Genomic DNA, 12,737 nt, shown 5'->3' on the forward strand with positions numbered 1-12,737 from the left:
TCTTTTCTAATTATCAGTCTTGTTCAGGTGCGTTGTTTCCGTTCCACACCGGATGCAATTCTTTTTCTTCGCGGTGTCGTGCCGTCCTGAACCATTTTTCGGGCGACGGCATCCAGTCTCTTCTGAACTCGAGTCCTACTTTCTTCTTCATTTGGAAATACTTTCCGATATACAGGCGGATGTTGTTGTTCTGTGTCGGAATTGTGTGCTGTTCGAGCGTGGCGTTGTCCCATCTCAGACCTTTGCTGATGTAATATCCGCCGTCGCCAATCTGATAGGAATTAAGCGCAACGACGTATGTCTGTTTTGGACAGAATCGTCTTCCGTCGCAGAAGGAATCTATTCTTACTCGCTGAAATTCGGGTTTTGTAAGGTCTACCGTGTACGAAATTCCGGCGGCGCAAGTGTAGATGTTCGGATTCGCATTTAGATAAGGTCTGCCGTCTTCGCGATAGATTATGTGACCTTTGGTATCTCGCTTCAGCTTCAGCATCGGAGCATTTTCGTGCGTCATCGTCTCGTACTGGTTGCTGAATCCCCATTCAAGAAAGTTTATGATGTCTTGCCCCGTCATCTTAACTGTGTAGAGTTGGTTCTCGTAAGGATACAGACAGTAGATTCGCTTCATGCTCATCGGACCAGCCTTTATCGTGTCGCCGGCAAGCAGCGCGCTACTCATCGAAACATCTGCCTTTGTGTAGTAAAGTTGAATGTTGTGGATGAGATTGCGGTAGTAGTCGGGACCGTACATCGACTTGTCACCGTAAAGGTCGTCGACAAGATATCCTATTGGCTTGTTGAACCACTTGTAAACCGAGTCGAACTCAGCCTTGCAGTTTTCTGAGATTTCAGCCTTTGGTTCATAACTGTCCAGTTCTACGATTGTGGCGAACACTCGCTTTGTGTATCGGTTTGTCTTCGGGTCTTTGTCGAGATGTATTCGGGCTTGTCCGGCTGTGTTGCAGCCTTGTGCAAGTTGTATAACCGTAATGTTGTCGCCGTTGTAGTTGTTTATCGTACAGATGTTGTCTTCGTCCTCCTCGGCATCGCCAAGCAGAACAAGGTCGAATCCTGCGACCTTTATTGCTGCCGGAATTCCTCCGTTAGGATTCTTGTTGCTGTCAATGTTTATGTTATCTTTCTTGTAGTTTGAGTTGCAGCAGAACATTCCGATAAGAACGTCGGGATTTTCTTTCTCTCTGATTATCTTTACCCACTTCTGTGCGCACTCAACCATGTCCTCGATGTAGATATTCTCTCTCTCTTCTTGCGGAATGCCAACGATGTTTGGCGATGTCATAGGCAGAACGGCAACCTTTATTCCGTTTATCTCTTTTATGAAATAGGGCGCGAAGTGAGGTTTTCCGGTGTGCTTGTTTATGATATTGGCGCACACTCTCGGCGGACACGTTTTCTCGTCGTGCCTCGTAGGGTTGATGGTCTCTTTCACTTCGAGGTCGCGCACGCCAACGCCGGTGGCATCGTAGCCAATCATTCTCTCTGCCTTAAAATAGATAGGCTCGCTGATTGTGTCGATAAAGTTGAAGTATGTGTTTACTGCCGAGCCCACGCACTTGTTGCCGTTGTCAAGCACAAGCATATAGTCTCCGTTTATGGCTCTCTGCTCGTCTACGAGAGTTGCGAAACTTGCCAGACAGTTGTTCGAGGTGCTGTCGGTAAGCAGGTCGTATGGAAAGATGAATCCGTACACATCGCTTGTGTATAGTATGGTTATGTCGGCAGACGATGGTCTGTCGCAACTATATAGCAATATTATAAAAGGTATTAGAATATGGCGGATATATTTCATTTGTTCTTATTTTTTATAGTGTGGATTCGCTTCGCGGCTTCTTATCGCCTTGTAAGTTGCCGTCCATACAAAGTCCTGTCTTTGTTTTTCGAGTTCTTTTTGGTTTTTCCACCAAGCGTAAGGCTCAATGTGCCAGTTTGAGTCGTCGCTAATCTTAAGCGTATCCTTGTGCGAGATGATGTATTCTCTCATGTACTGTCTTATACTCACAGGACGGCTCTGCGTGGCGTGTATTCTGATGGTCTCGTCGTTCCATCCCAGCCAGTTCACGAACGTGTTGTCGCCGCCTCGGGCAACGTACGAGTTTATCGCCACGTTGTATGTATTCCTCAGTTCGAAAGGCGTGCCGTCGGTTTTCGATATTATGTTTACCCGGCTGCCTTCGGGTTTTGTAAGGTCGATTGTGTATCTTATTCCACCTGCGGCGAAGAAGTTGTCGGGAGAAGACAACAGATACGTTTTGCTGTCTTCGGTATATAGTATGTGCCCGAATCTGTCTTTCTTCACGCGCAGCAGAGGCGTGTCTCCGTTTTTGTATTGTTCGTACTGCTCGTTAACCGATGCTTCGAGATATCGCCTTATGTCTTCGCCCATCATGCTCATTATGCACACGTTGTTCTCGTAAGGATAAATCTTGAATATGCGCTTCATCGTTACGGGGCCGGGTGGGATGGTGTCGTGGGCAATGGTTGTAGCGGCGAGCGAGATGTCGGCCTTTGTTGCCCACATCTGAACGTCGTTTATCAGTTTTCGGTATTTGTCCGGACCGTACAGACCGTCGTCGCCGAAAATCGTGTCGGGAAGGAAGCCGATAGGCTTGTTGAACCAGTTGTATATGCTGTCGTGCGAGTTCTTGAAGACCTCGCAGAAATGCTCGTCGGGCTCGTACATCTTTAGGTTCACGATTGAGCCGAAGATGCGCTTCATGTAGCCGTTGCCTTTTTTCTTCAGATGCACGCGAACCGTTCCGGCGGAGTAGCACGCCTGCGAAAGTTGAATGCACTGAACGTATTCGTTGGCATCGTTCTTCAGTCTGAATATACGCTCGTTTTTCATCGAACTTCCGCCAAACAGGGCGATGTCGAAGCCCGGCACTCTGATAACTGCCGGCACTCCTCCGTTAGGATTCTTGTATGTGTCGATGTCGTAGTTGTTCTGGTTGTATTCAGACATGCAGTTGAATAGACCGACTATGAGGTCGGGCTTTTCCTGCTGCTTTATTACTTTTATCCACTTTTGCGCGCACTCAATCATGTCCTCGCACTCAAGGTTGCTAAGGTCTTCCTTCGGAATCCATCTTGTTGCCTGAGGCGATGTCATGGCAAGTACGGCAATCTTCACTCCGTCGCAGTCTTTTATGAAATATGGTTTGAAATGCGGCTTGCCTGTCTTTATGTCGATGAGGTTTGCGCAGATGTATGGTGGCTGACGCTCGGGAGAGTATCTGCTGTGATGAATGAAACTCGAAATCTCCGTGTCGCGGAATCCAACTCCGCAGGCATCGTAGTTTATCATTCGTTCTGCCTTGTAGCAGATTGGTTCGTTTTTAGTGTCAACAAAATTGTAATAGAATGATGAACTCTGGCCGGTAGCCTTGTTGCCGTTGTCGAGTACAAGGCAATGGTCGTCGCCGTAAATTTGCCTCTGCTCTTTCACAAGTGTCATGAAGTGTGCCAGACTTGTGCGCGAGTTGTTGTCGGTCTGGTAATCGTATGGATAGATAAATCCAAACACATCGGTGGTATATATGATGGATATATCTATCTCGTTGTTCTGGCACGACACAAGTGTCAGCATTGCAATGACAAGTGTTAGAATTTTTGTTTTATACATTCTGCTTTTTTACGTTTTGTGGATATAAAGATTTTATTTAAGGTACGGTTCCATAATCTTCTTGTCTCTTTCCTTGTTTTGTTTCCACCAGTTTTCGGGCACAACCTTCCACTCTCCGTTTTTGGTTGGCTCTATGGTTCCGTGTTCCTTAATGTATGATGCTATGTAATATCTCATATCGAGGGTCGATTCGGTGATGGTGTGATACTTGATGTCTTCTTTCGTCCATCCCAGACCATTCGTCAGGAAGCCTCCTCCGCCGGCTGCCTGATACGAGTTCATCACAACGTAGTAGCGTTTGTCCAACTCGAACTTGCTGCCGTCTGCCATGCTCTTTATCACCACTCTCTGTCCGTATGGCTTTGATACGTCTACGATGTAGTTGATTCCAGCGGCTGAAGTGAAGTTGTATTGTGGAGTCTTCAGTTTTGGTCCGAAGTGGTCAACCTCCACGTTTCCGTTGTGGTCTACGCTGAAACTTAGCAGATGGTCGTTAGCCGATGTCATCTGGTTAAACTGGCGCGAATATCCGTATTCGAGGAAGTTCTTGACATCTCTGCCCGTCATCCATAGTTTGTGAACCTGATTTTCGTACTTGTACATGTCGAACAGGTTACGCATCGTAATTGATCCCTTGTTTATGTCGCTGAAGGTTGAGAGTGTGCTCGTGAGCGAAATCTGCGCCTCGGTAACCGAAAGTTGGACGGTGTGGATGAGGTCCATCAGGTTTGTCTGGCCAACCAGACTGCCCAGACCGTCGAGTGTGGTGCTGACCTTTCCAAGTGGCTGGTCGAGGTATGCGTTCACCGAATCTATCGCGCCTTGGAAAGCCTTGGCGTAGTCTTTGTCAATAGGGAAATTCTTTGTTTTTAGGCGTTTCATCTTGACATCGCTCTTTACTGTGCCGTCAAGATTACGCTTCAGATGGAGTTTAATCTCTCCAAATTCGTCGGCGTGCGAGTTTGGCTGCATCACCGGAATGGTGTCGCCGTAGTCGTTTACCAGATAGTCGCATCTTATGGCATGGTCGTGTCCCATCAGAAGCATGTCTATGCCTCTGACCGACATTGCCACCGGAATGCTTCCGTCCATGTAGCCAATGCCGTTTTTGTCGGTGCGGTTTACAATTTCGCTGCCGGCATGGAACATTCCGATAACATAGTCGGGCTGTTCTTTCTTTATGATTTCCGGAAGCCATTTGCGTGCCGTCTCAATCATAGGGTCGAACCTTAGGTTCGGAATCAGCATTCTTGGAAGCCAGTGTTCTGTATCGGCGGTTATCATGCCGAATACGCAAATCTTGAATCCGTCGCGCTCTATAATTGTGTATGGTTTGAACATAGGTTCGTTTGTGCGTGTGTCTATGGCATTAGCCGCCAGCAGAGACATCTTGCACTGTATTGGCAGATGGTCGTAGTACACAGCCTCGCCCGGTTCAAAGTCGTGATTTCCGAGAGTCATGGCATCGTATCCAAGATAGTTCATCACTCTCGAAGCCAGATGAGTGTTTCGGATTGCCTGATAGTTATAGTAGTACATATCCGGCGAACCCTGAATAAGGTCTCCGCCGTCAAGCAAAATAAGCCTGCCGGGATATTCTTGCCTTTGTTTCTTTATATACGAGCTCAGGTTTGCCAGAGAACACGAATCTGTTTCCTGCTTGAAAAAATCGTATGGGAGCAGGCTGCCGTGTGTATCTGTCGTGTATATTATCTTTAACTCGGTTTCGTTATTTTGTGTTACTGATGAGCAAGACGAAAGAAAAAATAGGCAAAATAATATTAGATATGTTGTAATCCTAAACATTTTTGTATATGAAGCCCTTATATAAAATAATTATTAAAACTCATTGCAAAAATAACATAAAAAATGTTATAAAATGTCGGGGATATGTTAATAAATGTTAATAGAAAAACGGGCTTGCATCATTACATGCAAAGCCCGTTTGTGAATATTGCCTTATAGAAATGAAAAATTTCAGTTACAAACTGCAAAGAAGCAAAATTATAATCTGTGCAGTCACGATTCTCAGGAACATGGCAAGTGGATAAACCGTTGAGTATCCAACGGCTGGAGCACTTGTCGATGTGATTGAGTTTGAGTATGCCAATGCAGGTGGGTCGGTGTTCGAACCTGCAATAAGTCCAATCAGAGTGAAGTAGTTCATCTTGTATCTCCAGCGTGCAATAACTCCCATAATCAGAATAGGAATGATTGTGATGAAGAATCCGTAGGCTACATATTTCAGTCCGTCGCCCTGAAGAACTGTATCGACGAATGTTGCTCCTGCCTTGATGCCGACGCTTGCGAGGAACAATACCAAGCCTATCTCGCGAAGCATAAGGTTGGCACTCATCGTAGTGTATGCAGGCAGCTTAATCTTGTAGCCGAACGCACCGATAAGGATTGCAATAACCAGCGGACCACCAGCCAGACCGAGTTTCACAGGAGTTGGAATGCCCGGAATTGCGATTGGAATCATACCGAAGATGATACCGATGAAGATGCCAACGAAGATTGTTGCCAGATTTGGGTGGTCGAGTTTGCGGAGCGAGTTTCCAAGAAGGTTTGCCACGCGCTGAACGGCATCCTCAGGACCAACGGTCATAACGCGGTCGCCAAGTTGAAGGCGGAAGTTGTCGCTTGCAAAGATGTTCATGCCAGCACGGTTAACGCGAGTAACGTTCACGCCGTAAACAGAACTCAAATGAAGCTGTCCGAGAGTCTTACCATTGATGCTCTCCTGAGTTACAAGGATTCGGCGGCTCACCATCGGAGTATCCTGCTTCTCCCAGTCAACCTCGATAACCTTTCCGATAAAGGCAACGATTGGCTCGTAATCGTCCTCGGCGCAGACAACAAACATCTGGTCGCCCATGTGGAACACGGTGTCTCTGTTAGGAATAGAAACATGTCCGTCCTGCAAGATGCGTGAAATTACGAACTGACGACCCATAAAGTTCTTTACCTCAACAAGTTTCTTGCCGTCGAGAGATGGGTTTGTCATCTCAAGATGCATCATGTGAGGCTTCTTCTTAGGATCTGATTCTTCAGAGTTAAGTTCGTTCTCTTCTTTCTCTGTGTTTACGCGGAGAATGAACTTCAGGGCGATAAGACAGCCAATCATACCCACAACGGCAAGAGGATATGCACAAGCGTATGCCGATGCAATCTGGGGAGCAGCCTTGCCTGTTGAGGCTGCAATTTGCGACAGGGCCTCGTTTGCGGCACCAAGTCCCGGAGTGTTGGTAACGGCTCCGCAAAGCACGCCAACCATCATTGCAAGGTTCTCGCCGGTGTGCTCAAAGCCGAACCAGTAGAACAGCAGCATCACAACGATGTCGAGGGTGATGATTCCGACTGCTATCAGGTTCATTGATACGCCTCCTTCCTTGAAGGAAGAGAAGAACGAAGGACCAACTTGAAGTCCTATGCAGTACACGAAAAGAATAAGTCCGAAATCCTGAATGAAGTTGAGCGTCGTAAGCGTTCCGGTCATGCCAAAGTGGCCGGCTATGATTCCGGCAAAAAGTACGAACGTAACTCCAAGTGAGATTCCACAGACTTTGATTTTTCCCAAGTACACACCTATTGTAATAACGAGTGCGTAGAGCAGCACGATATGTGCAATAGAGTCAGGTTCTAAAAATAATTTTGTTAACCAATCCATCTGTTTTTGATTTTTGCGGCTGCAAAGTTAGTGAAAAGATTAAAATCTGAATAATTATCCAGCAATAAATTTGTTTTATCGAAGAAAAAATGCTGTTTCCAGTTTTTTCGGAAGGAAACAGCATATTGTTATTTTTAGTAGTTGAATTCGCCGAACTCGCTCTTGATTGTGAGCGATTTCTTGCCTTCTTCGATGTGGCCGACAATCTGAGCGTCGATGTTGAAACTCTTGCTGATGTCGATAACCTTCTGTGCATCTTCAGGGCTGACGTAGACTTCGAGTCGGTGTCCCATGTTGAACACTTTGTAAGCCTCGGCATAGTCTGTTCCGCTTTCCTTGATGATAGCCTTGAACAATGGCGGAACTGGGAACATGTTGTCTTTCACAACCTTGCAGTTGTCGCCTACGAAGTGCAGAACCTTTGTCTGTGCTCCGCCGGTGCAGTGAACCATACCGTGAATCTGTGGACGCATCTCGTCGAGCATCTTCTTCACGACTGGTGCGTATGTGCGGGTAGGAGAGAGAACGAGCTTGCCTGCGTTTATCGGCGAGCCTTCAACCTCGTCTGTCAGTTTGTAGCTTCCGCTGTACACGAGCTCTTCTGGAACTGCCTTGTCGTAGCTCTCTGGATATTTCTCGGCAAGATACTTGGCGAACACGTCGTGACGCGCGCTTGTGAGTCCGTTCGAACCCATTCCGCCGTTGTATTCCTTCTCGTATGTAGCCTGTCCGCAAGATGAGAGTCCTACGATTACATCGCCCGGACGTATGTTTGCATTGTTTATTACGTCGCTTCTCTTCATGCGGCAAGTAACAGTCGAATCAACGATGATGGTGCGTACAAGGTCGCCCACGTCGGCAGTCTCGCCACCTGTTGCGTAGATGCCCACGCCCATGTCGCGCATCTGCTGCAAAAGTTCGTCTGTTCCGTTGATGATGGCAGAGATAACCTCGCCCGGAATGAGCATTTTGTTGCGGCCAATGGTAGATGAAACCAGAATGTTGTCAACGGCTCCCACGCAAAGAAGGTCGTCGGTGTTCATAATGAGGGCATCTTGTGCAATGCCTTTCCACACCGACAGGTCGCCGGTTTCCTTCCAGTACATGTAGGCAAGGCTCGACTTTGTTCCTGCTCCGTCGGCATGCATTATGTTGCAGTATTCAGGGTCGCCTCCCAGAATATCAGGAATGATTTTGCAGAATGCCTGTGGAAAAATGCCTTTGTCAATGTTCTTGATGGCGTTGTGCACGTCTTCTTTCGCCGCGCTTACGCCACGCATCATGTATCTCTGATTGCTGTCCATTATAAGTTTATGTTAATTTGTTCTTCTATCTTTTTTTAGAATTTTACTTCGGGTGCTTTCTCGCTGCCTGCCTCAGCCTCGAACTTGCTCTTCTTCTCGAATCCGAACATTCCGGCGAGGATGTTGTTTGGGAACGAGCGGACTTTCAGGTTGTATGCCTCTACAACCTTGTTGAAGTTGTTTCGCTCAACGGCAATGCGGTTTTCTGTTCCCTCAAGCTGTGCCTGAAGTTCTGAGAAGTTCTCGTTTGCCTTCAACTCTGGATATCTTTCCTGAACCATGAGGAGTTTGCCGAGTGCGTTTGAAAGTTCGCCCTGTGCTTGCTGAAACTTCTTCATGTTCTCTTCGGTAAGGTTCGAAGGGTCTATTGTCATCTGTGTAGCCTTGCTTCGTGCCGCGATTACGCCCTCGAGAGTCTCCTTCTCGTGTGCAGCGTAGCCTTTAACCGTGTTTACGAGGTTTGGAATGAGGTCGGCTCTGCGCTGATATTGCGACTGAACGTTGCTCCATGCGGTTGAAACGCCTTCGTCGAGTTCAACCATTCCGTTGTATGATTTCTTCATCCATCCGCCAATGGCAATGGCTAAAAAAAGAATCACCACCAGACAGCCGCAGCCGCCCGATGCTATTTTGTGAGATTTAATCCAGTTTGTAATTGAGTTCATAATTTAATTTTGTTTTAAGTTATTGTCTTGATGTCAGAATCTGCCGCTTGCGCCGCCTCCGCCAAATGAGCCTCCGCCGAACGAACCGCCCGAGAAGCCTCCGCTGCCCCACGAACTTCCTCCGCCGAAACCTCGGCCGAATCCTCTGCCAAAGCCAAAGATTATCGGTCCGCCCGAACGTCCTATGAAGTCGTCTTCGTCTCTGTCATAATCGTCCTTGAAAACGGTGTGGTTGCAGTTCTTGCACACATAGCATCTGCGGTAGTGCTTGTATCTGGCGCCGTTTCGCATAACTGTGCCTATAAAGGTCTCGTTAATCATGTTGAAGTCGTACTTTCCGCATTTCGGACATCTTTTGCGCTGACGTTTTGCGTAATATCCGGCAGCAACCAAGATTCCGCCGATAAAGAGAACCAATATCATAGGCATCAGACCATCGTCGTCGCCTTCGGCTGGCGAATTTGTGAATCCGTGCAGTTCCTTGTCGCCCTCGGTGTACTTCTTTATCGCTTCAACGGTTGCAATCATGGCATCGTCCCAGTTGCCTTCCTTCAGATGCGGAAGCATGTATCTGTTCTCAATTCTCTTGCAGATGGCATCGGGAAGTGTTCCTTCGAGGCCGCGTCCCGTCAGGATTGTGTATTGGCGGTCTTCGGTAGAGAGCAGGATTACAAGTCCTGTGTTTTTCTCTTTGTGTCCGGGCTTGTGAAGTTGCGCCAGTTCGAATGCAAAACTGAACGAGTCTTCGTTCTCCATCTTTCTGACAACAACCAGAATAGTTTGAATGCCCTTGTTTGCCTCGAGCCACGAAAGGGTAGAGTCTATGCGCGCAATGGCAGCGTCGCTCAGCACTCCGTCGGGATTGCAGGCATATTTGGTCCTGTCCTGCAAGTGAACCATCGGAATGTCGGCTGGCTTGTGGCCTGCGGCAAAGACGGCAAGACTTATTACCGACAGCAGAAGAAAACCGAAGAGTCTCTTAGTCATTATCAATAGCGTGTGCTGTTCCAGAATCTCCAACTGTCGAAGGCTTGCAACAACAGCATTTCGAGTCCGTTTTTAACCTTTGCTCCGCGCTCTGCGCCTTTGCGCATGAACAGCGTCTGGTCGGGATTATATATGAGGTCGTAAAGCAGATTCTTCTCAGTTATCGCCTCGTAAGGAAGGTCGGGACATTCGTCGGTATGCGGATACATTCCGCAAGGTGTGCAGTTTACAATCACGTTGTATTCCTGAATCACCTCGGGAGTGATGTCCTTGTACTGAACAGTTCCAGCCATGTTTCTGCGCGATACGAAGATGGCCTCGATGCCCAGTTTCTTCAGTCCGTGGAAGATGGCTTTTGATGCTCCGCCCGTGCCCAGAATAAGGGCTTTCTTGTGATGATTCTCGAGCATAGGCTCGATGCTCTGCGTAAAGCCCACAATGTCAGAGTTGTAGCCGATTAGTCTTGGCTCGCCCTTGGCGCTACGCTCGATGCGTATTACGTTTACCGCGCCGATGGCTCTGGCGTCGGTCGTAACTTCGTCGAGGTACGAGATAACTTTTTCCTTGTACGGTATAGTTACATTAAGGCCGCATAGGTTTTTGTTCTCGGCAATCACGGCAGGAAGGTCGTCGATTGTCGGAATCTCGAAGTTAACATATTCGGCATCAATGTTTTCGTTGGAGAATTTCTCGTTAAAGTATCCTTTTGAGAATGAGTGTCCAAGCGGGTTGCCAATTAGTCCGTATTTCTTCATAAGTCGTTGATGTTTATTTTTCTGCTACAAACATTGTGCAGATACCAAAAGTTAATCGTTCAAAATATGCTTTTCTGAATCCTGCTTTTAGCAATACCTGCTTCATTGTCTCGGCTTGCGGAAAAGCCTCCATGCTCTGTGGCAAGTATGTGTATGCGCTGGCATCTTTTGATATTATTCTGCCTGCCATCGGCATTATCACGTGCGAGTAGAAGTGGAACAACTGCTTCATCGGGAAGCGTCGTGGCACCGAAAGTTCCAATATAATAAGGTGTCCGCCGGGAGAGAGCACGCGGTGCATCTCTTTTAGGCAGATGTCAAGATTCTCGAAGTTTCTTACTCCGAAAGCCGATATTATCGAACTGAAGCGGTTGTCGCCGAAACTCATCTTGGCGCAGTCTTCTTTTTGAAAACTGATTTTGCCGTCAAGACCTTCTTTCTTCGCTTTCTCGCGTCCGATGTTCATCATCCCCTCCGATATGTCAACTCCCAAAACCTCTTTCGGATTGGCTTTCTTGCAGGCGATGATGGCAAAGTCGCCCGTTCCGGTTGCAATGTCGAGAACCGATTCGGGTTTCTGCTTGGCAAGAAGCCTTATCGCCTTGTTGCGCCAGTATTTGTCGATGCCCCACGAGAGCGAGTGGTTCAGAGTGTCGTAAGAATGTGCAATCTTATCGAACATCTTCTCCACCTGCTCTCTCTTGGAGCCATCAACTCCATAAGGCTTTATCGTTTCTTGTTTGTACACCTTATGATATCTTTTTTACTTGTTGAGATATGCCTTTACGTTAGCCTCGATGCGTGCAGCGATGTCGCCGTCAACCGAAGCCTTGTCAAACTTCTCGCCAACGATGCCTTCGTACAGTTCGATGTAACGGTCTGATACGCTGTTTACATACTCGTCTGTCATCTCAGGAACCTGCTGACCGGCCTGTCCCATGAAGTTGTTCTCGATGAGCCACTGGCGCACGAACTCCTTTGAAAGCTGCTTCTGAGCCTCGCCCTTTTGGAACTTCTCCTCGTAGCCCTCTGCGTAGAAGTAGCGGCTTGAGTCAGGAGTGTGGATTTCGTCGATAAGATAAATCTTGCCGTCGCGCTTTCCGAACTCGTATTTTGTGTCAACAAGAATAAGACCGCGCTTTGCTGCAATCTGTGAGCCGCGCTCGAACAGAGCGTATGTGTACTGCTCCATCTGCTCGTAGTCTTCCTTGCTTACGATGCCCTGAGCAATGATTTCTTCCTTTGAGATGTTCTCATCGTGCCCCTCGTCAGCCTTTGTTGTTGGGGTGATTATTGGGTGAGGGAACTTCTCGTTCTCGCGCATGCCGTCTGGCAGTTTAACTCCGCATAGAACGCGGTTGCCTGCCTTGTACTCTCTCCAAGCCGAGCCTGTAAGGTAGCCGCGGATAATCATCTCGACGCGGAAGCCTTCGCACTTTAGGCCAACGGTTACCATTGGGTCTGGAGTAGCAAGTTTCCAGTTAGGAACGATGTCGGATGTTGCGTCGAGGAACTTTGCAGCAATCTGGTTCAGAACCTGTCCCTTGAATGGAATGCCCTTCGGAAGAATAACGTCGAATGCAGAGATGCGGTCTGTTGCAACCATCACCATGATGTCGTCGTTGATGTTGTAAACATCACGAACCTTGCCGTGATAAACACTCTTCTGTCCGGGAAACTGAAAATCAGTTTTTGTTAATGCTTTCATTGTTT

Annotated in this window: 10 protein-coding genes; all 10 read right to left on the reverse strand. The window is 47.6% G+C overall.

Going from position 1 to position 12,737, the window contains the following annotated elements:
* Positions 1–13 precede the first annotated feature (13 nt).
* On the reverse strand, positions 14–1,810 hold the full coding sequence (locus tag T538_RS0108885) for a bifunctional metallophosphatase/5'-nucleotidase (RefSeq protein ID WP_081834923.1): 1,797 nt from the start codon (positions 1,808–1,810) through the stop codon (positions 14–16).
* 6 nt (positions 1,811–1,816) lie between these two features.
* Entirely contained in the window at positions 1,817–3,643 is a 1,827-nt protein-coding gene (locus tag T538_RS0108890; RefSeq protein ID WP_031533404.1) for a bifunctional metallophosphatase/5'-nucleotidase, read from the reverse strand.
* A 33-nt stretch (positions 3,644–3,676) separates the two neighbouring features.
* Entirely contained in the window at positions 3,677–5,449 is a 1,773-nt protein-coding gene (locus T538_RS0108895) for a bifunctional metallophosphatase/5'-nucleotidase (RefSeq protein WP_031533403.1), read from the reverse strand.
* A 175-nt stretch (positions 5,450–5,624) separates the two neighbouring features.
* Positions 5,625–7,313 carry a putative transporter gene (locus tag T538_RS0108900; RefSeq protein WP_031533402.1) on the reverse strand — a complete coding sequence of 563 codons (1,689 nt, stop codon included), beginning with the start codon at positions 7,311–7,313 and terminating at the stop codon, positions 5,625–5,627.
* Between the two features lie 134 nt (positions 7,314–7,447).
* Positions 7,448–8,596, reverse strand: a complete 1,149-nt coding sequence (locus tag T538_RS0108905; protein ID WP_051655992.1) for an AIR synthase-related protein — start codon at positions 8,594–8,596, stop codon at positions 7,448–7,450.
* A gap of 56 nt (positions 8,597–8,652) precedes the next feature.
* Positions 8,653–9,180 carry a LemA family protein gene (locus tag T538_RS0108910; RefSeq protein WP_197025770.1) on the reverse strand — a complete coding sequence of 176 codons (528 nt, stop codon included), beginning with the start codon at positions 9,178–9,180 and terminating at the stop codon, positions 8,653–8,655.
* Between the two features lie 135 nt (positions 9,181–9,315).
* The gene (locus T538_RS0108915; protein ID WP_031533398.1) at positions 9,316–10,269 is read right to left on the reverse strand and encodes a TPM domain-containing protein; all 954 of its coding nucleotides are present in this window, start codon (positions 10,267–10,269) and stop codon (positions 9,316–9,318) included.
* A 2-nt stretch (positions 10,270–10,271) separates the two neighbouring features.
* Positions 10,272–11,024 (reverse strand): shikimate dehydrogenase family protein, encoded by a 753-nt coding sequence (locus tag T538_RS0108920; protein ID WP_031533396.1) that lies wholly within the window; start codon positions 11,022–11,024, stop codon positions 10,272–10,274.
* 13 nt (positions 11,025–11,037) lie between these two features.
* Complete coding sequence (gene ubiE / locus T538_RS0108925; protein WP_031533395.1) at positions 11,038–11,772, reverse strand: bifunctional demethylmenaquinone methyltransferase/2-methoxy-6-polyprenyl-1,4-benzoquinol methylase UbiE; 735 nt, start codon at positions 11,770–11,772, stop codon at positions 11,038–11,040.
* A gap of 15 nt (positions 11,773–11,787) precedes the next feature.
* Positions 11,788–12,732, reverse strand: coding sequence for a phosphoribosylaminoimidazolesuccinocarboxamide synthase (locus T538_RS0108930; protein WP_031533394.1), 945 nt, complete (start codon positions 12,730–12,732; stop codon positions 11,788–11,790).
* Positions 12,733–12,737 lie beyond the last annotated feature (5 nt).

Source organism: Bacteroides sp. Ga6A2 (assembly GCF_000702225.1).
Taxonomy (GTDB): Bacteria; Bacteroidota; Bacteroidia; order Bacteroidales; family Bacteroidaceae; genus Ga6A1.